This window comes from Aliarcobacter vitoriensis (assembly GCF_003316695.1).
GTDB classification, from domain to species: Bacteria; Campylobacterota; Campylobacteria; order Campylobacterales; family Arcobacteraceae; genus Aliarcobacter; species Aliarcobacter vitoriensis.
The window spans coordinates 13,831-38,784 of sequence record NZ_PDKB01000021.1 but is presented as its reverse complement, the minus strand read 5'-3'; the positions used below and the strand labels follow the sequence as shown (position 1 = coordinate 38,784).

The window sequence follows — 24,954 nt, the reverse complement described above, 5'->3', positions numbered from 1 at the left end:
AATTCATCTTCGCTATCTATTTTTATCTCTGTTGTACTTTTTGATTCTTTATTTAAAAATGCAAAAAATCCCAACAATCCATTTGATATTATTGTTAAGTTCTTACTCAACGTTCGCATATTAAATACAACTATCGCTATAATAAGTCCTAAAACAACCAAAGCAAATATCAAAGAAAAGTTTCTAACTTCATTTGCACTAGCCATATATTCTGATTGAGGAGATGCACTAATCAATACAAAGTAATCGTTTGTATTTCCAAATTCAAAAGTATGTGTATAAAAGTATGATGTTTTACCAGTTGCTTTTGCAATAGAATAAAATTCATAAGGTTTTCCCTCTTTTTGATTTTCTAAAATTTTCATTCTATCTACATCACCATTCGTAGTTCCAGCATAGTTTTTACCAACTCTCTTACCATCTGCATGAGAGATTATCGTACCATGTGGTTCTATAAATATTAAGTAACCAGTATCAAATAAAGTTATTGATGATATTTTTTTATTAATAGATTCAAGAGTAAAATCAACTCCAACAACTCCAATAACTTTATCATCAACCATAATAGGTGCTGAAATTGTAGCCATTAAAACTTTTTTTCCATCACTCATTTCATATTCGTAAGGTTCAGTTATCCCTAGTTTTTTATTTTCCAAAGCAGATTTTATGTATACATCATCTTTGTTAAACTCTGGTAAAAACTCTACATCAAATTTTCCACCATTATTTGTAACTAAAGGTTGAAAAACACCTTTTGGAGTATAGTATGGATTTTTATCAGTTCCATCATTTCTACTAAATAAATATGAATCATCTTCAAAACCTATCCAAGTAGTAAATAAAAAATCATTATTTTTCAAAATATTTTTTTGAAATTCTACCATTCCACTTTTTGTGATAAGTTCATCTGTTTTTATAGCAGTTTCTATTCTATTTACCATAGATTCAACAGCAGTTATAGTATTATCAAAAATAGCTTTTTGTTCAGCTGCATGAGCTTCAACAGTAGCTTTTATATAATTTTTAGCTTGTTCTTCCGCACTAGTATACTGAATCTTAGTAGTAAAAAATATCATTGTCCCTAATGATAAAATAACTGTACTTAGCAAAATTATCAATAATTTTGTACCAAAATTTAGATTCTTCATATTGTTTCCTTTAAATCTGAATATTCATAATTATACTATTTTTTTACAAAATTTTATTTTCAAAAATATAAGTAATTTCTATATTAAGTTATTTTATCTAATTAGTTAAATTTATATTAAAGTAATTCTTTCCATCTTTATGTTCATAAACAAGAGTAAATTTATGTAAGTTCACAATAGTATTTACAATATAAAGCCCCAAACCAAAACCATTACTTCGTTTTTCTTCTTGGTAAAAAGCATCTGTATAAAACGATAGTTCATTTTTAAGAGGTTCTCCAGTAGAACCAATTTTAATCGAACTTTTATCTGCTTGCACACTTGCTTTTTTATCCTTACTAAATTTTATTGCATTATCTATTAAGTTTTTTAAAGCTATTGACATCATATAAATATCAACATCAAAACTAAAATCTTCAATTCTTGATTCTACATTTTGATTATTTATCATCATCAAATCAATTGTTTTATCAAAAATAGTTGAAAAATCTACTTTTTCTTTATAAATCATCGTATTTTTTGAAGTTAGTTTTTCTACAGTTGCAAGTTCTTTGATAATATCATCCATTCTTTTAAATGCCCTTTGAAGATTATCTCTTGCTTTTTCATCTTCCAAAGTTTCAGCAATAAACATAGCTTTCGTAATAGGTGTTTTGAGTTCGTGCATCATATTTCTCATAAATAAATCTTTTGATTTTGACTGATTATTTATTATATTTATAGCTTCATTAAAGTTTCTTGCTATTGTTCCTACCTCATCACGACTTTTATAGTTTAATTTTATATCTTTATTTCCATTTGAGAATTCTATAATTTGCCTATTCAAAATTTTTAGAGGTCTTAATTTACGATTTAAAATTTCATATAAAAGTAAAAAAGTTGATAATGCTACAATAAAACCAGCTACAATAAATGCCATATTATAATTGTGTGATTTTGTATCTCTTAGCATAATATTGTAGCCATATTGTTGTACATAAATATAATAAGATTCATCATATTTATAAACCCTATAAGTTCCTAAATAATTTTGTGTAATTGTAAGTTCTTGGGCATATTTTATAATTTCTAATCTTCTATCTCTATCATCTATTGGTTTTACACTAAATTTCTTATATAGTTCAACCAACCTAGTAGGAGTAGGATGATCTTGAAAAAGTATCAAAAAGTTTTCAGCAATAAGTTCATATCTATTTTGTATATTCAACTCATGTCTTTGCTTGTCATAACTAATAAAAGTTGCAAATGTTAAAAAAATACCTAAAAAAGCAAAAAAGAATATAATATTTACAAAAGTAGATATAGAGATATTTTTTATCATATTAATTGATAACCAATACCTCTAACTGATTTTATATATTGTCTACTATCATCAATTTTTGTTAGCTTTGTTCTAATTCTAGAAATAATTACATCAATATTTTTAAGTGATGAATCATCTTCAATATTATCACTTGTATATATAAAATCTTCTCGTGAAACAACGCCATGATTTCTTTGAATTAGTAGTTTTAAAATATCATACTCTGCTAAAGTTAAAACAAGAGAAACACCTTTAAACAATATTTGAATATCGCTCTCTCTTACTTCAAAAATATTTTCTGATTGATCTTTTTTAGCTTCATTTTGGTTATCAACTCTTTTTAGAATTGTTTTTATTCTTGCTTGAAGCTCTCTTGGATTGTATGGTTTTGGAAGATAATCATCAGCACCTCTTTCTAATCCCATAACTTTATCTAAAATATCATCTCTTGCCGAACTAATAATTATAGGAATTTGAGATTTTTCTCTAATTTTTGGAATTAACTCTAATCCATCTATTTCTGGTAAAGTTAAATCTAAAATAATTAGCTGATAATCTTTACTTAAATTCAACATAGATAGTCCATTATATGGACTATCTGTTGTTGTAACTTCTATATCAAATGATTTTAAATAATCACTGATGATTTGAGCTAACTCTAAATCATCTTCAATCATAAGTATCTTAATAATGGGATATCCTTTTTATTGAATTACAAACATTATAGTTTGTCCATATCTATTTACATATATTCTTTTATGTTCATTATTATACTTTTTTAAAGCTGTTTCAATATTTGAAAAACTTTTTATTTCAGTATCTTCTATTTGAATGATAACATCGCCTGGTTGGAATCCAGATTTTTCAGCTTTTGATTTTGGTTCAACAGAAGTTATTAAAATTCCTGTTGCATCCAATGGTAGTCTATATTGCGTTATAACTTCATTATTAATAGAACTTACTTTTAATCCACCTAAAATTGTTTGATTCTCTGCTTCTGCTCCTAAAATAGAACTTCTATCACCTAAAACTATCTCTAAAGTAATATCTTTTTTATCTCTTTCTAATTCTACTTTTATCTTATCATTTGGTTTAAATGAAGCAATAGCATTCATTAAAGCAGTTCTATCTTTTATATCTTTTCCATTGATTTTATAGATTAAATCCCCTCTTTTTAAACCATATTTAAAAGCTGGTGTATCAGTTGAAATATCTAATACTATTGCTCCATCTTTTCTTTTATAAACTTGTTTTGAATCTTTATCTAAATCAGCTATTACAACACCTAAATAACCTCTTACAACTTTTCCATCACTTACAAGTTTCCCTACAACATCTTTTACCATTTCAACTGGAATTGCAAATCCAATACCATCATTTCCTCCACTTCTTGACAATATTGCAGTATTTATTCCTATTAATGCTCCACGACTATCTACCAATGCTCCTCCTGAATTTCCAGGATTTATAGAAGCATCAGTTTGAATATAGTTTTCGTATTTATTTATACCAACTTTATTTTTATTTAGTGCAGAAATTATACCCATAGTCACAGTATTTCCAACTCCAAAAGGATTTCCAATTGCAAAAGTTACATCACCAATCAAAAGAGCATTTGAATCTCCAAGTTTTATTGGTATAAGTGCTTTACTAGAATCTATTTTAATAACAGCAATGTCACTATCGCTATCCTTCCCTATTAATTTCGCACTATACTCTGTTGGATCATCACCAATAGTCACAGTTATCTCTTCTGCATTTTCAATAACATGATTATTTGTAACTATATATCCATCTTTTGTAACAATCACTCCTGAGCCTAATGATCTTTGAACTCTACTTTGTTTAAACTGATTTGTAAGATCCTCTCCAAAAAATCTTTTGAAAAATGGATCATCGAACATCTGTAAAGGAAGATTATTCATATTTGTATTTACATTTCTTTTTGCAGAAATATTTACAATCGAATTTATTGAAGATTTAAGACTATTGTTAAAAGACAACACTTGATTTGTAGAATTTGGAATAACTCTCTCTGGATTTTTATCCATTTCTTCAAAATCAATACTCTTAGCAAATATTAAATTTGCACTTAATACAAAAATCAATAAAAGTTTTTTATTCACTTTTAGTCCTTTTTTATGAGTTTTTTATTCCAAAACAATATCTATTTTATGTAAACTATTTTCCAATATAAGGTTAATACAAAGTTAATATTTGCTTAAATTAAAAGCCTTTCTTAATCAAGGCTTTCAATTTTAATATAAATCTGTTTTTAATACAGCTCCACTACTTGCATTTGTTACAAGGCTTCTATATTGACCAAGCCAAGATGATGTAATAGGTTTTTTAATAGGTTTAAAATTTGCTTTTCTATTCTCTATTTCATCATCACTTAAATTTACAGACAAAATATATTTATCAACATCTATATGTATTTCATCTCCATCTTTAAGTAATCCTATCATTCCACCTTCAGCAGCTTCTGGACTTACATGTCCAATACTAGCTCCTCTTGTAGCTCCACTAAATCTTCCATCAGTTATAAGTGCAACCTTATCCCCAAGTCCCATTCCCATAATAAGTGAAGTAGGAGCAAGCATCTCTTGCATACCTGGACCACCTTTTGGTCCTTCATATCTTATTACAACAACATCTCCAGCTTTTACTTTTCCACCAACAATTCCTTTGATAGCTTCAGCTTGTCCATTAAAACAAACAGCTTTCCCTGTTAATGTTCTAGCACCAGTAATACCAGCAGTTTTTATAACTGCTCCCTGTAGTGCTAAATTTCCATATAAAATAGCCAATCCACCAACTTGTGAATATGGATTATCAATAGTATGAATAATATTTGTATCTTTTATAGTAGCATCTTTTATTCTTTCAAGAAGAGTATCTCCAGTAACCGTAAGATTGTCTAACAATATGTCATCACCTCTTTTTGTCATCTCTTTCATAACAGCACTTACACCACCAGCTTTATTTATATCTTCCATATGTACAGTTGTTAAAGATGGAGAAATTTTTGCAATATGAGAAACTCTTTTTGAAATAGCATTTATATCTTTTAATTCAAAATTTACTCCAGCTTCTTTTGCAATTGCTAACATATGTAAAACTGTATTTGAACTTCCACCCATAGCCATATCAACTGCAAAAGCATTTCTTACAGCCTTTTCATTTAAAATATTTCGTAGTTTAAATTTTTCTATTGAAGCTTTATCAAGTGCAATTTCACAAATTCTTTTTGCTGCTTTTCTATATAACTCTTCTCTTTCCTTAGTTAATGCTAAAATTGTTCCATTTCCAGGCAATGCTATTCCCATAGCCTCCATAAGAGTATTCATAGAATTTGCAGTAAACATTCCAGAACATGAACCACCACTTGGACAGGCATTACACTCAATATCTTTTAACTCTTCTTCAGTTATATCTCCTGTTTCAAACTTTCCTACAGCTTCAAAAGCAGTTGCTAAATCAATAGGTGTTCCATCTTTTGTATACCCCTTTTGCATCGCTCCTCCACTTACAAAAACTGTTGGAACATTTACTCTTAAAGCTCCCATTATCATACCAGGAACTATTTTATCGCAATTTGGAATAGCTATCATAGCATCAAGTTTATGTGCATTCATTACTGTTTCTATAGAATTTGCTATTAATTCTCTTGATGGAAGAGAAAAAAGCATTCCGTCATGTCCCATCGCAATACCATCATCAACCCCAATAGTATTAAATTCAAAAGGAACACAACCATTTTTTCTAATTTCATCTTTTATAATAGCTGATACTTTATCTAAGAAAAAATGTCCAGGTATTAACTCTATAAATGAATTAGCAACACCAATGAATGGTTTATTAAAATCTTCATCTTTTAATCCTGTTGCTCTTAATAACGATCTATGTGGAGTTCTATCAAACCCCTTTTTTATCTCATCACTTCTCATATTTATCCTTATAAAAATATGCCTTGATTATACAAATATTCCTTTTCAAATTTCATTAAAAATGATATTTTTTTACAAATTATAAAATTTTTTCAAAAAACCCTTGACAAATAAAAAAAAACCTATTATAATTCCAGTCCATTTTAAGTAGAAGCTTAAAATTGAGTTCTAAAATTTTGTGCGAGTGTGGCGGAATAGGTAGACGCGCGGGACTTAAAATCCCGTTCCGGTTTCGGAGTGTGAGTTCGATTCTCACCATTCGCACCATTTTTATTTATAGAGAGTTGACAGAGTTGGTCGAATGTACCGGTTTTGAAAACCGGCGAGGTGCAAGCCTCCGAGGGTTCGAATCCCTCACTCTCTGTTGTTTTTAAATCTATCAACACAAATCATAACATATTTGTTCTTTTATGGAGCTATAGCAAAGTTGGTAATGCCTCGGATTGCAAATCCGACATGCGTTGGTTCGAGTCCGACTAGCTCCTCCACTTCTCAATTTCTTATATATTTCAAAAAAGTTTTAAATAAATCTCTTTAATACACAATTATTTCACAGTAATTTTGGTAATATTCCGAAATTTATTAAAAAAAGGATTTAGAATGAAAAAAGTATTATTAGCAACAACTGTAGCATTAGCACTATTTACTGGGTGTAATGAAGATAAAAAACCTGAAACTCAAACAGAGGCTCCAAAAACTGAAGTTACAAAAACTGTTGACGCTGTAAAAGACGAAGTTAAAACAGCTACTGAAGAAACAAAAGATTCAATCAAAGAAACTGCTGAAGAACTACAAGATAAAGCTTCAGAAAAAATTGATGAAGCAAAAGATAGTATAAATGAAACTAAAGAAGAAGTAAAAGATACTATTGAAGATGCTAAAGAAGCAGTAAACAACCACTTAAACCACGAAAAAAAATAATCTTCAAAATGTAAATCCGTAAAATTACGGATTTTACATTTCTTACAAAATATTATAAATAAACTTTTAAGTTAATTAATTGTTAAAAATAGATATAATCTCCAATTTACATAAGGAGAGAATATGGCAAATAAAACTCAAATAGATGAATTAAAAATTACTCTTTTAAATAGAAAAGAGACTATTTTAAACAATGTTAGAAATAGCAGGGAAAATATAGACCAACTAAAAGATCAAGACTTGAATGATGAACTTGATTATGCTGATTTTGTAAGTGATTCTTTTACTGAAGGAATGATTGCGAATCATCAATTAGACGAATTAAATCAAATAGAAGAAGCATTAAAAAAAATAAATGCAGGGACATATGGAATTTGTGACATGTGTGGAATAAATATTCCTATTGGAAGACTAAAAGCGAAACCATTTGCAAAATTTTGTACAGAATGTAGAACTGTTTATGAACAAGAACAACTAAAAAGAGTAGCATATTGATAAAAAGAGTTTATCCACTAAATGATAAAACTCTAAAGTTTAGATTTTTACAGAACGAAGAAGATTTTATAGTAGAAGAAGAACCTATAAAATTCTCAAATCATGGGAATTTTTTGGTTCTAAAAGTTAAAAAAAGAAATTGTGATACTTGGGAATTAATTGATAGATTATCTAAATTTTTGGGTATTTACTCAAATGAAATAGGTTATGCTGGATTAAAAGATAAACGAGCAACAACAACTCAATATATAACTATCCCAAAAAAATACTCAAAAGAAATTAGTAATTTTAAATCAAAAAAAATAGAAATCTTAAATACTTATTTACACAATAAAAAACTAAATATTGGTGATTTAGAAGCAAATAGATTTAAGATAAATCTACATGAAGTTGAGTTACAAGAACTATTTCATATAGAAAAAATTTTTAAACTTATATCAAAAGATGGTATGCCAAACTATTTTGGTTATCAAAGATTTGGAAAAGAGATAAAAGAAAATCTTTTAAAAGCAAAAGAGTTATTATTTGGTGAATCAAAAATAAAAGATAAAAAACTTGCAAAAATGTTAATCTTAGCTTATCAAAGCTCATTTTTTAATGCTTGGTTAGTCGAAAGACTAAAACTTGATAAAAATGGCTTTAAATTATTAGATGGTGATATATTTTTTGAAATAAAAAATCAAAAATACTTTACTTCAAAAACAATAAATGAGAAAATTCTAAGCGATTTTAAACAACAAAATATAACTCCAACTGGTCTTTTACCTGGAAGAGATGTATTTAAAGCAAGAGATAAAGCTCTTAAAATAGAACAAAAATATGATGACAGCGAAATATATGAAAAAGGCTATAGAAGAGAAGCTATTGTTTTTCCAAAATATATTACTTGCAAATACAATAAAGAAACAAAAATTTGTAGCCTAGATTTTGTTTTACCAAAAGGTTCTTATGCTACAGTTTTAATAGAATTTTTAGCTAATAGAAATTTATCTTAATAGAAAGATTTTAATCTCTCTATTAATTACTAAGGTAAAGTTATATAATCTGAGTCAAAATATATTTTATTATCTATTGCAATAAGTCTTTTTTCATTATCAAAGCTAAATTCATATACAGTATCACTCATAAAATCATCAGATATATTTATTAAAAAGCCTTGAGATTCAACTGCATATAAAGAATCACTATATGCTAAAGCATGAAATTTTGCATATTTATATTTTCTTTTTGCAAGTTCTTCCAATTTCGTATTAAGTTTTATAATATGTCCATCAACTGTTGCTACATACACATAACCATTTTTTACAATAACATCTCTTAACTCATAATCTTTACTCGAAATCTCTCTTACTGAAACAGAAATCAACTTATTTGGGCTAGCAATAATCAATGTTTCACTATCTTTTTCTACTTCTAAATTTATAACATTATTAAATTCATTGTCTGGATCGACAGCTACATTTCTTACTGCTTCATTTGTAACCAAAGATACAATTATTACTTTTCCATTTAAAGTTGGAAATAAAACTAAACTACCCATAAAAACTGGATTTGCAATTCTTGTATCATTTGCTAATGATATTGTTGAATATTCTTTAAATAAAGTTTTAGAAGAACTTTCATCTATTAATTCAACTGAATTATTAGAATATAATAATGCTAATTTATCACCTTGCTTTGAAGCAGCAACAACAACATCACTAACCACTCTTTCATTTTCACCAATTAAAATTTTATCTATATAGTTTGTAGCAATTACTTCACCATTTTCAGTAAAATTTATAAATTCAAAACCTTCTGGAAGTTTAATTTGAGAAACTCCTTGTTTTGTAATGATTTCATTATCATTTAGTGTCGCACCAACTCTGTTCATAGATTTTATAGAAGATGACATTGATTTTTTATTCAACTCAATATTATTACTAGTTTCTTCTGGCTCATAATATTTTTTACCAGAACAAGCTGTAAAAAGAGCAACTGCAAAAATGGCAAATATAATAGACTTCATTTTTATTCCTTATTTTGTAACTAAATAGTGTTTTAAAAGATTTGCTAACTCAGATGCTCTTGAATCTTTAGATATTTGTTCTAATAGCTCTTTTGCTTCTACATATTTTTGATCATTTACTAAAATCAAGGCTCTATTAAAAATTGCATAATCTTTTAATAAAAAATCACTTTTTTTTGATAATACATCTAATTCATTTGAATTAGAATTTATAACTGCAACTTGATAATCAAGTATATCTTTAAGATATTTTAATGATATATCACTGTTTTTTTGTTCTTTTTTAGCATCTAAATATAGAGCAATTTCATATAGATTTTTATTTTTATCTTTTAAAATTTCCAAAGCTTGTTTATCATTAGTCTCTAAATATTTATTTAAAGCAACATTTGCATCATATAAATTAGATTTATCAACACCATTTTTTATAAAATACCCAATAGTTCCAATAATAAGCACTAAAACTAAAACAAAAATAATATTTTTGTATTTTTTAAAAAATCTCTCAGTTTTTACAAAGCTCTCTAAAAACTTTTCTTCATTGCTTAATTCATTTTTGATGTAATTCACATCATCTTTTATACTCATATCTCTAACCTTTTTGAAAAGTAGTTGATATATTACAAAATTTTTAATAAAATATTACTTTTATAATCTTTTTTGTATAATTGCCACCTATAAATTTTAAGGATTATTATAAGATGAATAAACTATTAATAGCTTCTACTATTGCATTTGTACTATCTCAAAATATATTTGCAAAAGACACAAAACCAAAAGAAAATGAACAAACAAGATTTGAATCTTTATCAAAATTAACAAAGGTAATAGGTACTGTTGAAAAATATTATGTTGATGATATAAAATTACAAGAAATTGTTGATAAAACATTAAAAGGATTGATGCAAGAGCTTGATGCACACTCTAGCTATTTAGATAAAAAAGCAAGTAAAGAGATGAGTATTCAAACTCAAGGAGAGTTTGGTGGACTTGGAATAACTGTAGGTATGAGAGATGGAGCTTTAACTGTTATATCTCCAATAGATGATACTCCAGCATATAAAGCAGGTATTAAATCTCTTGATATTATTTTAAAAATAAATGAAACTTCTACTATTGGAATGACTTTAGACGAAGCTGTAAATATGATGAGAGGTGAACCAAAAACTGACATAGCGATAACTGTTGTAAGAAAAGGTGAATTGAAACCATTAGAGTTTAAACTTCAAAGGGATATTATCAAAGTTCAATCTGTTTTTGCTAAAAAAATAGAAGATGAAGATATTTTATACCTCAGAATCTCAAGTTTTGATACAAAAGTTTCAACAGAACTAGAAAAAGCTATAAAAGAAAATAAAAATGCAAAAGGAATTATTTTAGATTTAAGAAATAATCCTGGTGGATTATTAAATCAAGCTATCGGTGTTGTTGATATGTTTGTAAAAAGTGGTGTGATTGTTTCACAAAAAGGAAGAGATGCTTCAGATGAAGAGAAATTTGAAGCTACAAAATTTGGTACGAAAACAGATTTACCTTTAGTTGTTCTAGTAAATGAAGGTTCAGCTTCAGCTTCAGAAATTGTTAGTGGTTCTTTACAAGATCACAAAAGAGCAGTTGTTATTGGAGAAAAAACTTTTGGTAAAGGTTCAGTTCAAGCAGTATTACCAATAGATAACGAAAGAACAGAAAATATAAAATTAACTATTGCAAAGTATTACTTACCAAGTGGAAGAACAATTCAAGCATTAGGAGTAACTCCTGATATTATAGTAAGTGCTGGAAAAGTTGTACAAAATGATGATAACTCTTTAAAAATAAAAGAGGCTGATTTGAAAAAGCATCTTGAAGGTGAACTAGAAAAAGTTGTTGATAAAAAAGATGAAGCACTAAAAAAAGAAGAAAAAGCTATAAAAGATGAAAGCAAAACAACAATATCAAAAGAAGATTTACTTGAAGATAATCAATTAAATACATCATTAGCGATATTAAAAAGTTTAATTATAATGAATAAATAGGAAGTTTTATGAGAATAGAAGAGATTAAAAAACTTGGTCTTTGGCCAGAATCAAAAAAAACTACAAATAAAAAAGGGATAGATGAGCTAGAAAGTATTGGTTACAATCTATTTTATATAGGTAAGAATGCTGATTTATATAGTTGCCCAGGTGATGAGGCAAAAACTCTACTTGTAAGAAGTGATAGAACTTCTGTTTTTGATATTCCTTTAAATTTAGAAATAGAAGGAAAAGGTATAATCCAAACTTCAATTTCAAATTTTGGAGCAGATTTTGCTAAAAAATCTGGGATAAGAACTGCTATATTATCACAAACTGTTGATAAAGCTTTAAAAGTTTATCCAAGATGTCAATTGATGGAACTTTGTAAACCATTGGAAGCAAACATTGATAATGAGGTTGTTCAGTTTGAATTAATTTTTAGGAATTATCTAACTGGTTCTTTATTAGATGCATGTCAAAATGGTATAGATCCTTATGGATTAAATCTTCCTTCAAATTTAAAACAATGGCATAAATTTGAAACTCCACTATTTACACCTACTACAAAAGGAGTTAAAGATATTCCTTTAAATTCACAAAAAGTAAAAGATACTTTTCCTGAAATAATCTCTAGCTTAGAAAAACTATTTAAAGATTTTACTACTTTTGCTTATGAAAGAGGTATTGTTGTAGTTGATACAAAGTTTGAGATTTTTGTAAATAGTGCTGGTGAATGGGTTTTAGGAGATGAAGTTTTAACTCCAGAAAGTTCAAGATTTATAGCAAGAGAAGATTTTGAAGAAGAAAATTTTACTTCTATGGATAAACAAATCTTAAGAGACTTTGGAAAAGCAAGTAATTGGAAAGAACAAGCTAAATCATTGAAAACTGGTGAAAAACTTGAAGTTAATGTTCCAAAAGAGATAAAAGATAAAATTTTGAGTGGTTATAGCACAATTTTAGAAAGATTAAGCAAATAAAAAATTGGATATAATCCAAAAAAACAACTTAAAAGGTAATAATAAAATGAAAGCAATAGTGAATGTAGGTTTAAAAAAAGGTGTTTTAGATGATCAAGGGAAAGCAATAAATCATGCTTTAGGAACACTTGGATTTAAAGATTTAATCTCTGATGTTAGAGTTGGAAAACAAATAATAATTGAACTAAATTCAGATGATGAAAATAGTGCAAAAATTGAAGTTACAAAAATGTGTGAAAAACTTTTAGCAAATACGGTGATTGAAGATTACACAATAGAAATAGTAGGTTAATTATGAAAGTAGCAGTTCTACAATTTCCAGGGACAAACTGTGAATTTGATGCAAAATATGCTTTTGAAAAATTAGGTTGTGAAGTTAATGTAATTTGGCATAAAGAAACAAAACTTCCAGAGAATACTGATTTAGTTGTAGTTCCAGGTGGATTTTCTTATGGAGATTATTTAAGAAGTGGTGCTATTGCTAGATTTGCAAATATTATGGAAGATGTAAAAAAATTTGCACAAAATGGTGGAAAAGTTTTAGGTATTTGTAATGGTTTTCAAATATTATTAGAAGCTGGATTATTACCAGGAGCTATGAAAAGAAATGATACTTTACACTTTATTTCTAAACATCATAATTTAAAAGTAGTAAACAATAACAATACATTTTTACAGCTATTGAATGTAAATGATGTTGTAAATATACCTGTTGCTCATCATGACGGAAATTATTTTATAGATGAGAATGGACTAAAAGATTTAGAAGAAAACAACCAAATACTATTAAAATATTGTGATTCAAATGGAAATTTATCAAATATGAATGGTTCAGTTTCAAATATTGCTGGAATTTGTAATAAAGAGAGAAATGTTTTTGGACTTATGCCTCACCCCGAACGAGCTATAGAAGATATTTTAGGTTCAACAGATGGTGTAAATATGTTGAGAGGTTTTTTAAAATAGGGAGAATCTCTATTTTAATTAATTATGAAAAAGATATTTTTAATTTTAACTTTTTTTTCTATATTTGCAATAAATTTATTTGGGGCAAAAAATCTATATCTATCATCTACTAAAGTCCCAACAAATATTCACAAAAATCAAAAATTTGAAATTAAAATCGAAGCATTAGTTACTACAAATAATTTTACTGACTTGAAAACAAGTTTTTCTAATTCTTCAAATATTGAGATTTTAAATCCTGATTCAAAGTGGAAAGCAATTTCAAATGATACATATACAAATAGCTACTATTTTAAAGTAAAATCGTCTAAATTTTCATTGCCTACATTTGATATAAGCTTAGTAAATGCAAATAATATTATAGATACTAGTACACTTGAAATTCCAAATATTAAATTTGCAAATATTGGTAAAAGTGATGAAAGATATGCAAATATAATTGCTGAGAATGTTATTGTGAAAGCATACAAGACAAGACAATACAATAATAATGATGCTCTTACAATAATAGATATTGATGCGATAAATTCAAACTTGTCTGATTTTTCTCTAAAAGAGATTGAAGAACAAGGAATTTCGAGTTTGAAAGAGTGGGAAAATATTGAAAATCTTGTTTATTATTTTGTAACTCCTATTTATCAAAAAAACCTTGTTTTTACATATTTTAACTCAAATTCAAATAGTTTTAAAGAGATAAAAATACCTCTTATACTACAAAATGAATTAGTAAGTACACAAACTGATTTGAATCCAAATGATTCAACTTTTGAGAAATATAAAAAAATAGCAGCAATTGTTGTTTTTGTTTTATTTTTAATTTTATTTATATGGAAAAGATGGAAAGTTTTATTAGTTTTAACACTTATTTCATTGATTGTTGCTATTATTTATAATTTACCTCATCAAGAAGGAATAATAAAACAAGATTCTTTAGTATACATTTTACCTACAAAAAATTCAACTGTTTTTTTTAAAGCAGAAAAGGATATGAAAGTAGAAATTTTAGAGAAAAAAGAGCATTTTATAAAAGTTTTATGTACTGAAAATGGCTTTATTGGTTGGATAAAGGAGGAAAGTTTTGAGAAAAATTAGAGGCTTAATAGTATTTATTCAATTTTCAATAAGTGTTGCTATTGTTGTATTTTTTATGTATCTATTTAGAAATCATGCTCATAAAGTTATAAAAATATGGATGAGTGTTCAAATGTATTTTTTGGGAATAAAACTAGAACAAGAGGGGAAACTAGATGAAAGTTGTAATTTAATAATCATCAATCATCAATCGATGTTAGATATTATTGTAATGGAACATATTCATAGTAGGCATATTGCGTGGGTTGCAAAAAAAGAGATAACAGACCTTTTCTTTTTCGGACATATTATAAAAGCTCCAAAAATGATAAGTGTAGATAGAGAGAATAAAGCTGGGCTTATTCATCTTTTAGGTGAAGTAAAAGATAGATTACAAAAAGGTCGTCCAATTGCTATGTTTCCAGAAGGTACAAGAAGTGATGGAACTTTTATTGGAGAATTTAAAGCTGGAGCTAAAATGGTTGGAAATAAATACAATTTAAAAGTTCAACCAGTTGTAATGTTTAATACAAGAAATATTATAAATTCACAAAAAATGGAAGCTTCTCCTGGAGTTGTAAAAGTTGTATACCTAGAACCAGTTCAAGCAAGTAAAGATACTTCTTGGTATGAAGATACTCAAAAACATATGAAAGAGGTGTTTGAAAAAGAGTATAAAAACTATGTTTCCTAATTACCAAGTAATTCTTGCTGTTGGAGTTGGTGGAGCTTTAGGTTCAATTTTAAGATATTTTACAGTTTTTTTTCAGCAAAAATACTATCCAGCTGATTTTCCTTTAGGAATTCTAGTTGTGAATTTAATTGGTTCATTAATGATTGGTTTTTTGTATATATACTTTCAATCTTATATTATTTCAGATAATATAAGATTTCTTTTAATCACTGGATTTTTAGGTGGATTAACTACTTTTTCTACATTTGCTTTAGATAATTATTTACTATATCAAACTTCATTTAGCCTTACAATATTAAATATTTTAAGTAACTTATTTGGTTCAATTTTTGCTGTTTTAATAGGTGTTAAATTAGCACAAATTATCTTCAAATAGAAAAAATTTTAAGCAATATCAAGTTATAATATTTGTTATATCAAAAAAAAGGATAATTTATGGGTATGCCAAGTGGAATGCAATTGTTGGTAATTGTTTTAATCGTATTAATTTTATTTGGTGGTAAAAAAATACCAGAACTAGCTAAAGGTTTAGGTAGTGGAATAAAAAACTTTAAAAAAGCTGTAAAAGAAGATGAAGAAGAAGTTGCTACAGCTACAAAAGTAGAAGAAGTAGAAAAAAAGGCTGAAGCAAAAACAACTTCAACTCAATCTACAACAGAACCAAAAAAAGAAGCATAAGAGTAAAACATTGCAAAATTTAGTTAAAGAGTATATAGAAAATATTTTACAAACAAATATTGTTTTAGAAAAGCCTAAAGATATTTCTTTGGGACACTATGCAACTCCTGTTGCATTTGGTTTAGCAAAAGAGTTAAAAAAATCTCCTATGCAAATTGCTGATGAATTAGTTGTAAAACTTGAAAACAAAGATTTATTTGAAAAAATTGAATCTATTAAAGGATTTATTAACTTTACTTTATCAAGAAAGTTTTTACAATCTTTAGTTGATACTGCACTAAAAAATGGTAATTCTTTTGCTAAAGAAGATAAAAAAAATGAAAAAATCTTACTTGAATATGTTTCAGCAAATCCAACAGGACCATTGCATATAGGACATGCAAGAGGAGCTATTTTTGGTGATAGTTTAGCTAGAGTTGGAAAATATTTAGGATATGATATAACAACAGAGTATTATATAAATGATGCTGGAGCACAGATGGACTTACTTGGAATTTCAGTAAGTTTAGCTGCAAGAGATTTTATATTTAATGAAGTTGTAGAATACCCTGAAAGCTACTATCGTGGAGAATATTTAGTTGATATTGCACAACAAATTATTGAAAAATTTGGAAAAGATATCATATATGATGAAAATAGATTTAAAGAATTAGCACTATTCGCTAAAGATATTGTAATGCAAATCATTGTTAAAGATTTAAAAGATTTAGGTGTTGAATTTGAAAATTTTGTATCTGAAAAATCTTTATATAGTTCTTGGAATAGTACAAAAAATGTTTTAGAAAAAAATGGCTCACTTTATACAAAAGATGAAAAAGTATATCTTCAATCAACAAAATATGGTGATGATAGCGATAGAGTTGTTGTAAGAGAAAATGGAATTCCTACATATCTTGCAGGAGATATAATCTACCATAAAAATAAATTTGATAGAAATTTTGACAAATATATAAATATTTGGGGTGCTGATCACCACGGATATATCACAAGAGTAAAAGCTGCTATTGAATTTTTAGGAAATGACTCTTCAAAACTAGAAGTTATTTTATCTCAAATGGTACAACTTTTAAAAGGTGGTGAACCTTATAAAATGAGTAAAAGAGCAGGAAATGTAATTCTTATGTCGGATGTACTTGAAGAAATTGGTAGTGACGCTTTAAGATTTGTATTTTTAACTAAAAAAAGTGATACTCACTTGGAGTTTGATATTGATATGTTAAAGAATCAAGACTCTTCAAATCCAATTTTTTATATAAACTATGCACATGCTAGAATAAATCAGGTTTTTGTAAAATCTGGTATCTCAAGTGATGATATAAAAAATATAAATTTTGAAAACTTAAATAGTGATGCTTTAAATTTAGTATATGAAGCCCTACTTTTACAATCAATTTTAGTTGAAAGTTTTAATAAAAGAGATATGCAAAAAATCACTGAATATTTATATAACTTAGCTTCAAGTGTACATAAATTTTACAATGAACACAAAATCATAGGAAGTGATGATGAAAAAGCATACTTAAAAGTTTTAAGTATGGTAAAACTAAGCCTAAATGTAGGATTAGAACTACTTGGAATAAAAGCAAAAGAGATTATGTAATCTTAGGAAACAAAACTTTAGTATAATCATAAATTATGATTTGCTAAAGTCTAATTTCCAAAGCTTTTAGTTTTTAGGTCTTTGAAAATCTTTCAAGAAGTCTTCTATGTTGTATTTTTCTCTATATTTTTCACTCATTAGATGTATAAAAATATCACCTAAATCTATAACAGTCCAATTTTCATCTTCATCAACTCTTAAAAACTCTTCACCTTTTGGTTTTAGTTCTATTTTGAGATTGTCTAAAAGTGCTGCACCATGTCTTGGATTTAGCGTTGTTGCAATAACAACATAATCAACCAAATATTCTTTGTCAGTTAAATCAAAAACATCTATATCTACTGCTTTTTTATCATCTAAAATATTTTTAATATTTTCTACTCTACTACTCAATTTTTCTACCTTTTTGTAAATTTAATATATCTTCTTGTATTGCTTTTGGAACAAATTTTAAATCAATTTGTTCTCTTAAATTTGTTGAACTAATATCAATATTTATATCTAAGATTTTAAAATCTTCAATATTTTGATTAAATCCAACTCTTGTTGCAACAACAAACTCAACTTCTCTTTTTAACTCTTCTATTTTATACCATTTATGAAGATTTCTTACATTATCTTCACCAATTATAAAATATACTTTAGAAGGCTTATACAAAGATTTTATGTAGCTAACAGTTTCATACGTATAGCTTACTTTATCATTTTTTATTTCATAATCACAAATTTCTACATTTGGATATGGTAAAAAAACTTTCTTTAATAGTTCAAATCTAAATTTAGGTTCTAAATAAAAACTAGTTTTAAATGGATTTAAATACGTTGGAACAACTATTAATTTATCAATATCTAAATTTTTTAAAGCAACCTCAACGATAGTTTCATGTGCTATATGTACTGGGTCAAAACTACCACCAAAAATTGCAATTTTCAATTATTTAAAACCTTCTAATTTGTAATTAAATAATATTATAGCAATTTTTGGATAAAATATCTATCGTTTAGATTTTTAACAAAGGGTAAAAATGGCTATTAAAGTTGCAATAAATGGTTTTGGAAGAATAGGAAGATGTGTAGCTAGAATCATAGCTAACAGAAACGATATAGAATTAGTTGCTATAAATGACACAGCAACACCTGATATGCTAGAATATATTACAAAATATGATACAGTTCACGGAACTTTTGATGGTAATGTAAAAGTTGAAAATGGTTACCTAAAAATGGGAAAAATCAATGCAAAGCTTTATTCAACAAGAGATGCAAGTGAATTAACTTTTACAAAAGAGTGTGGTGCAGAAGTTGTTTTAGAGTGTACAGGAGCTTATTTAACAAAAGAAAAATGCCAAGTTCATATAGATAATGGGGCTAAAAAAGTTGTTATGAGTGCACCTGCTAAAGATGATACAAAAACTTATGTAATAGGTGTAAATGAATCAACTTATGATGGTGAGAAAATAGTATCAAATGCTTCTTGTACAACAAACTGCTTAGGTCCAATAGCTAAAATTATTGATGATGCTTTTGGAATAGAAAAAGGTTTGATGACAACTATTCACTCATATACAAATGATCAAAATATCTTAGATGTAAAACATAAATCAGACAAAAGAAGAGCAAGAGCAGGTGCACAAAATATGATACCTACAAGTACAGGAGCAGCTAAGGCCATGAAGCTTATTATGCCTCAGCTTGAAGGAAAACTTCACGGTCAAAGTGTAAGAGTTCCAACTCCAAATGTTTCAATGGTTGATGTAAATTTCTTAGTAAAAAAAGATACAACAAAAGAAGAAATAAATGCTTTATTTACTCAAAAATCAAAAGAATTAGCTGGAGTTGTAAGTGTTGATAATGATATGTTAGTATCTAGTGATATTATTGGAAATACTAATTCTACAATTATTGCCTCTGATTTAACTCAAGTAATTGGTGGAAATATGATAAAAGTTATGAGTTGGTATGACAATGAATGGGGATATTCAGCTAGACTTGTAGATTTAGCTGTTTATGTAGCAAATAAGTAAGGGAAAAGATGAAACTACAAGAGATTAAAAATATAGATATTAGTGGCAAAAAAGTATTTATAAGATGTGATTTTAATGTTCCTGTTGATGAAGATAACAATATCACAGATGATAGAAGAATCAGAAGTGCTTTAAATACAATTAGATACTGCATTGACAATGATTGTTCAGTTATTTTAGCTTCACATTTTGGAAGACCAAAAGGTGGATTTGAAGAAAAATATTCTCTTGCTCCAATAGCAAAAAGACTTCATATTTTACTAAAACAAGAGATTAAATTATCTCCAAATGTGGTTTGTGATGAAACTTTAAAAATGGCAAAAGAGTTAAAAACAGGTGAAATATTACTGTTAGAAAATATGAGATTTGAAGCTGGTGAAACAAAAAATGATGAAGAACTTTCAAAAAAATTGGCTTCTATGGCTGAAATTTATATAAATGATGCTTTTGGAGTTTCTCATAGAGCTCACTCTTCTGTTGAAGGAATAGCAAAATATTTTGATATGGATAGTAAAGCAGCTGGATTTTTACTAGCAAAAGAGATTAAATTTTTTCATCATATAGTTGAAAACCCAAAAAGACCATTTGTTTCAATAGTTGGTGGTTCAAAGGTGTCTGGAAAACTTGAAGCTTTATATAATCTTGTTCCAAAAGTTGATAAAATTATCATTGGTGGAGGAATGGCATTTACATTTTTAAAAGCATTAGGGTATGAAATTGGTAAATCTCTAGTTGAAGAAGATTTAATACCTGAAGCTTTAAAAATCATGGAACTTGCGAAACAAAAAGATACAAAATTATATTTACCAGTTGATATTGTTGCAGCTGAAGCTTTTGACGCAGAAGCAATAGCTAAAATTGTAACTATACAAGAGATGCCAAAATCTTGGATGGGGCTAGATATTGGTCCTGCAACAGCACTTTTATTTAATGAAGCATTAGCAGATGCAAATACTATTTTATGGAATGGTCCAATGGGTGTTTATGAGATGGAAAAATTTGCAAAAGGTAGTACAAAAATATCTCATGCTGTAGCTAGTTCATATGCAACAACGGTTGTTGGTGGTGGAGATACTGCTGATTTAGTAAGAATTACTGGAGATGAAGATGATATGACTTTTATCTCTACTGGTGGTGGAGCTTCTTTAGAGTTAATTGAAGGGAAAATTTTACCAGGAGTTAAAGCATTAGTTATCGAGGAAGATAACTAATGACAATAATTGCTAGTAATTTTAAAACAAACCATACTAGAAAATCAACTGCTTTATTTATTGAAAAATTAAATAACTATCTTTTACAAAACAGTATAAAAAATGAAGTATTTGTATTCCCTACTTCAACTTCACTAGATAAATTTAATACAATTTCAAATCTACAAATTGGTGTTCAAAATGCTTATGCCACTTCAAGTGGTTCATTTACAGGAGAAATAGGAACTTTTCAATTAAATGAATTTGAGATTAAAACTATTTTAATAGGACATAGTGAAAGAAGACATATTTTAAGTGAAACACAAAGCCAAATAGCTAAAAAATATGAGTTTTATAAAAGTTTAGGTTATAAGATAATTTACTGTATTGGTGAACCTTTAGAGGTAAAAAAACAAGGTTTAGAAAAAACTTTAGAGTATATTTATGAACAATTTGATGGAATTGACACAAATTATGAAAATTTAATCCTTGCTTACGAACCAGTTTGGGCTATTGGAACAGGAGTTACTGCTACAAATGATGATATCAAAAATGTTCATACAGCAATAAAAAAGAAGATAAACAAACCTCTTTTATATGGTGGAAGTGTTAAAGTAGAAAATGTAAAAGAGATTTGCGAAATTGAAAATGTTGATGGAGCATTGATAGGTACTGCTTCATGGGTTATTGAAGATTTTATACAAATAATAGAAAATACAAAGGATTTATAAGATGTTAATGAAGGGTAAAAAAGGTGTAATTTTAGGTGTTGCAAATGATAAATCAATTGCTTATGGTATAGCAAAAGCATGTGCTGCTCAAGGAGCTAAAATAGCTTTTACATACTTAAACGACTCTTTGAAAAAAAGAGTTGAACCAATCGCAGCTGAATTTGGGAGTGAAGCTTTAGTTTATCCTTGCGATGTTTCAAATCCACAAGAGATAAAAGATTTAAGAATTGCTTTAGAAAAAGATTTAGGAGAGATAGATTTCATTGTTCACTCTATTGCTTTCGCACCAAAAGAAGGACTTAGTGGAAGATTTCATAATATTACAAAAGAAGCATTTGACATAGCAATGGATATATCAGTATTCTCTTTAATAGAAGTTACAAAAGAGTTAAAACCACTTTTATCAAACAACTCTTCAATTTTAACTTTAACATATTATGGTGGAGCAAAATATATTCCAAACTATAATCTTATGGGAGTTGCAAAAGCAGCTTTAGAGATGACTACAAAATATTTAGCAGAAGATTTGGGAAAAGACGGAATAAGAGTAAATGCTATTAGTGCAGGACCTATTAGAACTCTTGCGGCTGCAGGTATTGGTGATTTTAGATTTATGCTTAAATGGAATGAAGCACATTCACCTTTAAAGAAAAATGTTTCTATTGATGAAGTTGGAAACTCTGGAATGTACTTATTAAGTGATTTAAGTAGTGCAGTTACAGGTGAAATACATTATGTTGATAGTGGATTTAATATTATGGGAATGCCTGCAGTTGAGTTTGAAGAAGGTGGAAAACCAAGAATAGCTTGGAATGGTACAGACAAATAGATTAATTCTTTTAAAAAAATATAGTTTTTAAAAGATTTAAATTTTAATAATTTTATAAAGGAATAAAGATGAATATAGATTTTAAGACATTGGCAGAAAAATATCAAACACCATACTATGTATATGATTTTGATCATATTACAAAACAGTATGAAGAATTAAAAAGTTCATTTAGAGCTAGAAAATCATTAATCGCTTATGCAGTAAAAGCTAATTCAAATTTAAGTGTAATAAAACACTTAGCAGACCTTGGAGCTGGAGCAGATTGTGTAAGTATTGGCGAAGTAAAAAGAGCTTTAAAGGTTGGTATTCCTTCATATAAAATTATTTTTTCTGGTGTTGGGAAAAGTGATGATGAGATAACACAAGCACTAGAGCTTGATATTTTAATGATAAATGTTGAAAGTGCAGCAGAGTTAAACAGAGTTGAAGATATAGCAAAAAATTTAGGAAAAATTGCAAGAATTTCAATAAGAGTAAATCCAAATATAGACCCAAAAACTCACCCTTATATTTCAACTGGACTTCATGAAAATAAATTTGGAGTTGATATAGATACAGCAAAAAGAATGTATATCCAATGTAAAAATAGCGAATTTTTAGAACCAACTGGAATTCATTGTCATATTGGTTCACAATTAACTCAACTGCAACCAATAAAAGATGCAGTAAAAATAGTGGCTGAATTGGTAAAAAATCTAAAAGCTATAAAAATTGATTTATCATTTATGGATGTTGGTGGAGGATTGGGGATTATCTATGATAATGAGAAATTAATAGATACTTACGAATATTCTCAATCTATTTTAGATGCTATGTTTGGACTTGATGTGACAGTTGTGTGCGAACCAGGTAGATTCATAGTAGGAAATTCTGGGGTTTTTGTAACAAAAGTTTTATACGAAAAAGTAAATGGAAATAAAAGATTTGTTATTGTTGATGGAGCTATGAATGACTTGATAAGACCTGCTTTATACAATGCTTATCATAAAATAGAAGTTCTAAATGACAACAAAAACTTAAGTGATTGTAATCTTGTAGGTCCAGTTTGTGAAAGTGGAGATTTCTTTGCAAAAAATATTCAACTACCACAAACAAATCATAACGATTTAGTAGCTATTTATAGTGCTGGAGCTTATGGGTTTACAATGGCAAGTAACTACAATACAAGAGGAAGAGTAGCAGAGATAGCTGTTCTTAATGGTCAAGATAGATTGATTAGAAGAAGAGAAACTTTTGAAGATTTAATCGCTTTAGAAGAAGAGTTCATAAAATAAAGGCAGTTTATGACAAATGAAGATGGATTATTGGAACTTAGAAACCAACTTGACAATATAGATAATAAACTTCTTGAGTTACTAAATGAAAGGATGAATATAGTTCATAAAGTTGGCTCTTTAAAAGCAAAAAGTGGTGGAGCAATATATCGTCCTGATAGAGAAAAAGCTATTATTGATAGACTAGATAAAATAAATCAAGCACAATCTGGGCTTTTAAATAGAAGTGCAATAGAAGCATTATTTTTAGAAATTTTTGCAATATCAAGAAATATTGAATTACCTGAAAATATAGGTTATCTTGGACCTCAAGGAAGCTTTACTCACCAAGCTGCAGAGAGTAGATTTGGAGCTATGAGTTCATATATTTCTATAAGTTCTATAAAAGGAATCTTTAAAGAATTAGCATCTAAAAAAATAAAATTTGGTGTAGTTCCAATAGAAAACTCTTCAAATGGAATAGTAAACGATACAATTAATGGTTTTACAAACTATGATTCAAAAATTGTTGCTGAAGTTTTACTAAATATCCATCATACACTAGCAACAACTTGTGATAAGATATCTGATATAAAAAAGATTTACTCAAAAGATATAGCTTTTGATCAATGTAGAAGGTTTTTAACAAATTTTGGGCTTGATGAAGTAGATTTAATACCAGTTGAATCAACAACAAAAGCAGCAAAATTGGCTGCAAATGAACCAAATAGTGCTGCTATTTGTGCTCATGTTGCTGCAAAACTTTATAATCTTCCTATTTTATTTGAAAATATTGAAGATAAAGACAATAACAAAACAAGATTTTTTATTTTAAGTGATTTTGAAAATGCACAAAGTGGAAATGACAAAACATCAATTTTAGTAAATCTTCCTGATGAACAAGGAGTTTTAGTAAGATTTTTGAATGATTTTAATAATTCTGGAATAAACTTAACAAAAATAAAATCACATATTGTAGAAGGAAATTCTATATTTTTTATAGATTTTGATGGACATAAAGATGATGATAATGTTAAAAAAGTTCTTGAAAAACATAAAAGTAGCATTAAAGTTTTAGGATCTTATGTAAAAGAAATAAGTGATATTTAAAAG

At 27.6% G+C, this 24,954-nt stretch carries 27 protein-coding genes and 3 tRNA genes; 21 read left to right on the top strand and 9 right to left on the bottom strand.

Annotated elements, in window-relative coordinates; genetic code table 11:
• From CRU91_RS10665 to ilvD, 5 genes are all read right to left on the bottom strand, one after another.
• On the bottom strand, nt 1-1,148 hold a 1,148-nt coding region (locus CRU91_RS10665; protein ID WP_268876317.1), incomplete at its 3' end, for a PDC sensor domain-containing protein.
• A 97-nt stretch (nt 1,149-1,245) separates the two neighbouring features.
• Nucleotides 1,246-2,469 carry an ArsS family sensor histidine kinase gene (locus CRU91_RS10660; protein ID WP_113895207.1) on the bottom strand — a complete coding sequence of 408 codons (1,224 nt, stop codon included), beginning with the start codon at nt 2,467-2,469 and terminating at the stop codon, nt 1,246-1,248.
• A complete protein-coding gene (locus CRU91_RS10655; RefSeq protein ID WP_222718460.1) occupies nt 2,466-3,143 on the bottom strand; it encodes a response regulator transcription factor in 678 nt (225 codons plus the stop codon). Before CRU91_RS10655 ends, CRU91_RS10660 begins: the two co-directional genes overlap by 4 nt.
• Before the next feature lie 12 nt (nt 3,144-3,155).
• Nucleotides 3,156-4,577, bottom strand: coding sequence for a Do family serine endopeptidase (locus tag CRU91_RS10650; protein ID WP_113895205.1), 1,422 nt, complete (start codon nt 4,575-4,577; stop codon nt 3,156-3,158).
• Between the two features lie 132 nt (nt 4,578-4,709).
• The gene (gene ilvD / locus CRU91_RS10645; RefSeq protein WP_113895204.1) at nt 4,710-6,401 is read right to left on the bottom strand and encodes a dihydroxy-acid dehydratase; all 1,692 of its coding nucleotides are present in this window, start codon (nt 6,399-6,401) and stop codon (nt 4,710-4,712) included.
• A gap of 180 nt (nt 6,402-6,581) precedes the next feature.
• On the opposite strand from ilvD, the gene CRU91_RS10640 reads away from it, so the two are divergent.
• The 6 genes from CRU91_RS10640 (at nt 6,582) to CRU91_RS10615 (ending at nt 8,812) form a co-directional block, all read left to right on the top strand.
• A tRNA-Leu gene (locus CRU91_RS10640) sits at nt 6,582-6,668 on the top strand.
• 11 nt (nt 6,669-6,679) lie between these two features.
• Nucleotides 6,680-6,765: transfer RNA gene (locus CRU91_RS10635), tRNA-Ser, on the top strand.
• Nucleotides 6,766-6,813: 48 nt separating this feature from the next.
• Nucleotides 6,814-6,889 (top strand) — tRNA-Cys (locus CRU91_RS10630).
• Between the two features lie 112 nt (nt 6,890-7,001).
• A complete protein-coding gene (locus CRU91_RS10625; RefSeq protein WP_113895203.1) occupies nt 7,002-7,322 on the top strand; it encodes a YtxH domain-containing protein in 321 nt (106 codons plus the stop codon).
• A 123-nt stretch (nt 7,323-7,445) separates the two neighbouring features.
• Complete coding sequence (dksA, locus tag CRU91_RS10620) at nt 7,446-7,817, top strand: RNA polymerase-binding protein DksA (RefSeq protein WP_113895202.1); 372 nt, start codon at nt 7,446-7,448, stop codon at nt 7,815-7,817.
• Nucleotides 7,814-8,812 carry a tRNA pseudouridine(13) synthase TruD gene (locus CRU91_RS10615; RefSeq protein ID WP_113895201.1) on the top strand — a complete coding sequence of 333 codons (999 nt, stop codon included), beginning with the start codon at nt 7,814-7,816 and terminating at the stop codon, nt 8,810-8,812. Before dksA ends, CRU91_RS10615 begins: the two co-directional genes overlap by 4 nt.
• A 29-nt stretch (nt 8,813-8,841) precedes the next feature.
• On the opposite strand, the gene CRU91_RS10610 is transcribed toward CRU91_RS10615, so the two are convergent.
• Together CRU91_RS10610 and CRU91_RS10605 are read right to left on the bottom strand one after the other, a co-directional pair.
• On the bottom strand, nt 8,842-9,825 hold the full coding sequence (locus CRU91_RS10610; protein ID WP_113895200.1) for a hypothetical protein: 984 nt from the start codon (nt 9,823-9,825) through the stop codon (nt 8,842-8,844).
• A gap of 9 nt (nt 9,826-9,834) precedes the next feature.
• Nucleotides 9,835-10,413 carry a hypothetical protein gene (locus tag CRU91_RS10605; RefSeq protein ID WP_113895199.1) on the bottom strand — a complete coding sequence of 193 codons (579 nt, stop codon included), beginning with the start codon at nt 10,411-10,413 and terminating at the stop codon, nt 9,835-9,837.
• Between the two features lie 113 nt (nt 10,414-10,526).
• Between CRU91_RS10605 and CRU91_RS10600 the strand changes: the two genes are divergently transcribed.
• The 9 genes from CRU91_RS10600 to argS are packed head-to-tail and all read left to right on the top strand — an operon-like array spanning nt 10,527 to nt 17,811.
• Nucleotides 10,527-11,840 (top strand): S41 family peptidase, encoded by a 1,314-nt coding sequence (locus CRU91_RS10600; RefSeq protein WP_113895198.1) that lies wholly within the window; start codon nt 10,527-10,529, stop codon nt 11,838-11,840.
• Nucleotides 11,841-11,848: 8 nt separating this feature from the next.
• Entirely contained in the window at nt 11,849-12,802 is a 954-nt protein-coding gene (locus CRU91_RS10595) for a phosphoribosylaminoimidazolesuccinocarboxamide synthase (protein WP_113895197.1), read from the top strand.
• A 46-nt stretch (nt 12,803-12,848) separates the two neighbouring features.
• Entirely contained in the window at nt 12,849-13,094 is a 246-nt protein-coding gene (gene purS / locus CRU91_RS10590) for a phosphoribosylformylglycinamidine synthase subunit PurS (RefSeq protein WP_113895196.1), read from the top strand.
• Nucleotides 13,095-13,096: 2 nt separating this feature from the next.
• On the top strand, nt 13,097-13,768 hold the full coding sequence (purQ, locus tag CRU91_RS10585; RefSeq protein ID WP_113895195.1) for a phosphoribosylformylglycinamidine synthase subunit PurQ: 672 nt from the start codon (nt 13,097-13,099) through the stop codon (nt 13,766-13,768).
• A gap of 24 nt (nt 13,769-13,792) precedes the next feature.
• Nucleotides 13,793-14,860: a hypothetical protein gene (locus tag CRU91_RS10580; protein ID WP_113895194.1), complete on the top strand. Its 1,068-nt coding sequence runs from the start codon at nt 13,793-13,795 to the stop codon at nt 14,858-14,860.
• Nucleotides 14,847-15,533 (top strand): lysophospholipid acyltransferase family protein, encoded by a 687-nt coding sequence (locus CRU91_RS10575; RefSeq protein WP_113895193.1) that lies wholly within the window; start codon nt 14,847-14,849, stop codon nt 15,531-15,533. Before CRU91_RS10580 ends, CRU91_RS10575 begins: the two co-directional genes overlap by 14 nt.
• Nucleotides 15,502-15,909, top strand: a complete 408-nt coding sequence (crcB, locus tag CRU91_RS10570) for a fluoride efflux transporter CrcB (RefSeq protein ID WP_235827001.1) — start codon at nt 15,502-15,504, stop codon at nt 15,907-15,909. The genes CRU91_RS10575 and crcB overlap by 32 nt, the downstream gene beginning before the upstream one ends.
• Before the next feature lie 59 nt (nt 15,910-15,968).
• On the top strand, nt 15,969-16,211 hold the full coding sequence (locus CRU91_RS10565; RefSeq protein WP_113895192.1) for a twin-arginine translocase TatA/TatE family subunit: 243 nt from the start codon (nt 15,969-15,971) through the stop codon (nt 16,209-16,211).
• A gap of 10 nt (nt 16,212-16,221) precedes the next feature.
• Nucleotides 16,222-17,811, top strand: coding sequence for an arginine--tRNA ligase (gene argS / locus CRU91_RS10560; protein ID WP_222718458.1), 1,590 nt, complete (start codon nt 16,222-16,224; stop codon nt 17,809-17,811).
• A 66-nt stretch (nt 17,812-17,877) separates the two neighbouring features.
• Here the strand turns inward: argS and rsfS are convergent, their stop codons facing one another.
• Both rsfS and nadD read right to left on the bottom strand, forming a co-directional pair.
• A complete protein-coding gene (gene rsfS, locus CRU91_RS10555; RefSeq protein ID WP_113895190.1) occupies nt 17,878-18,204 on the bottom strand; it encodes a ribosome silencing factor in 327 nt (108 codons plus the stop codon).
• Nucleotides 18,197-18,745: a nicotinate (nicotinamide) nucleotide adenylyltransferase gene (nadD, locus tag CRU91_RS10550; protein WP_113895189.1), complete on the bottom strand. Its 549-nt coding sequence runs from the start codon at nt 18,743-18,745 to the stop codon at nt 18,197-18,199. Before nadD ends, rsfS begins: the two co-directional genes overlap by 8 nt.
• A gap of 91 nt (nt 18,746-18,836) precedes the next feature.
• Between nadD and gap the strand changes: the two genes are divergently transcribed.
• The 6 genes from gap to pheA all read left to right on the top strand — a co-directional run bounded on the left by gap (nt 18,837) and on the right by pheA (nt 24,951).
• Nucleotides 18,837-19,835, top strand: coding sequence for a type I glyceraldehyde-3-phosphate dehydrogenase (gene gap / locus CRU91_RS10545; protein ID WP_113895188.1), 999 nt, complete (start codon nt 18,837-18,839; stop codon nt 19,833-19,835).
• A gap of 8 nt (nt 19,836-19,843) precedes the next feature.
• On the top strand, nt 19,844-21,046 hold the full coding sequence (locus CRU91_RS10540; protein WP_113895187.1) for a phosphoglycerate kinase: 1,203 nt from the start codon (nt 19,844-19,846) through the stop codon (nt 21,044-21,046).
• A complete protein-coding gene (locus CRU91_RS10535; RefSeq protein WP_113895186.1) occupies nt 21,046-21,756 on the top strand; it encodes a triose-phosphate isomerase in 711 nt (236 codons plus the stop codon). The genes CRU91_RS10540 and CRU91_RS10535 overlap by 1 nt, the downstream gene beginning before the upstream one ends.
• A 1-nt stretch (nt 21,757) precedes the next feature.
• Entirely contained in the window at nt 21,758-22,585 is an 828-nt protein-coding gene (fabI, locus tag CRU91_RS10530) for an enoyl-ACP reductase FabI (RefSeq protein WP_113895185.1), read from the top strand.
• Between the two features lie 68 nt (nt 22,586-22,653).
• Nucleotides 22,654-23,862 (top strand): diaminopimelate decarboxylase, encoded by a 1,209-nt coding sequence (gene lysA, locus CRU91_RS10525; protein WP_113895184.1) that lies wholly within the window; start codon nt 22,654-22,656, stop codon nt 23,860-23,862.
• A 9-nt stretch (nt 23,863-23,871) separates the two neighbouring features.
• Nucleotides 23,872-24,951 carry a chorismate mutase gene (pheA, locus tag CRU91_RS10520; protein ID WP_113895183.1) on the top strand — a complete coding sequence of 360 codons (1,080 nt, stop codon included), beginning with the start codon at nt 23,872-23,874 and terminating at the stop codon, nt 24,949-24,951.
• Nucleotides 24,952-24,954 lie beyond the last annotated feature (3 nt).

What these genes read in the sequence shown, in the direction of transcription:
- CRU91_RS10605 (WP_113895199.1), bottom strand. Translation starts at nt 10,413, where the DNA reads ATGAGTATAAAAGATGATGTGAATTACATCAAAAATGAATTAAGCAAT.
- gap (WP_113895188.1), top strand. Translation starts at nt 18,837, where the DNA reads ATGGCTATTAAAGTTGCAATAAATGGTTTTGGAAGAATAGGAAGATGT.
- CRU91_RS10595 (WP_113895197.1), top strand. Translation starts at nt 11,849, where the DNA reads ATGAGAATAGAAGAGATTAAAAAACTTGGTCTTTGGCCAGAATCAAAA.
- lysA (WP_113895184.1), top strand. Translation starts at nt 22,654, where the DNA reads ATGAATATAGATTTTAAGACATTGGCAGAAAAATATCAAACACCATAC.
- fabI (WP_113895185.1), top strand. Translation starts at nt 21,758, where the DNA reads ATGTTAATGAAGGGTAAAAAAGGTGTAATTTTAGGTGTTGCAAATGAT.
- dksA (WP_113895202.1), top strand. Translation starts at nt 7,446, where the DNA reads ATGGCAAATAAAACTCAAATAGATGAATTAAAAATTACTCTTTTAAAT.
- pheA (WP_113895183.1), top strand. Translation starts at nt 23,872, where the DNA reads ATGACAAATGAAGATGGATTATTGGAACTTAGAAACCAACTTGACAAT.
- CRU91_RS10600 (WP_113895198.1), top strand. Translation starts at nt 10,527, where the DNA reads ATGAATAAACTATTAATAGCTTCTACTATTGCATTTGTACTATCTCAA.
- CRU91_RS10625 (WP_113895203.1), top strand. Translation starts at nt 7,002, where the DNA reads ATGAAAAAAGTATTATTAGCAACAACTGTAGCATTAGCACTATTTACT.
- CRU91_RS10565 (WP_113895192.1), top strand. Translation starts at nt 15,969, where the DNA reads ATGGGTATGCCAAGTGGAATGCAATTGTTGGTAATTGTTTTAATCGTA.
- purQ (WP_113895195.1), top strand. Translation starts at nt 13,097, where the DNA reads ATGAAAGTAGCAGTTCTACAATTTCCAGGGACAAACTGTGAATTTGAT.
- CRU91_RS10540 (WP_113895187.1), top strand. Translation starts at nt 19,844, where the DNA reads ATGAAACTACAAGAGATTAAAAATATAGATATTAGTGGCAAAAAAGTA.
- CRU91_RS10580 (WP_113895194.1), top strand. Translation starts at nt 13,793, where the DNA reads ATGAAAAAGATATTTTTAATTTTAACTTTTTTTTCTATATTTGCAATA.
- purS (WP_113895196.1), top strand. Translation starts at nt 12,849, where the DNA reads ATGAAAGCAATAGTGAATGTAGGTTTAAAAAAAGGTGTTTTAGATGAT.
- ilvD (WP_113895204.1), bottom strand. Translation starts at nt 6,401, where the DNA reads ATGAGAAGTGATGAGATAAAAAAGGGGTTTGATAGAACTCCACATAGA.
- CRU91_RS10660 (WP_113895207.1), bottom strand. Translation starts at nt 2,469, where the DNA reads ATGATAAAAAATATCTCTATATCTACTTTTGTAAATATTATATTCTTT.
- CRU91_RS10610 (WP_113895200.1), bottom strand. Translation starts at nt 9,825, where the DNA reads ATGAAGTCTATTATATTTGCCATTTTTGCAGTTGCTCTTTTTACAGCT.
- CRU91_RS10535 (WP_113895186.1), top strand. Translation starts at nt 21,046, where the DNA reads ATGACAATAATTGCTAGTAATTTTAAAACAAACCATACTAGAAAATCA.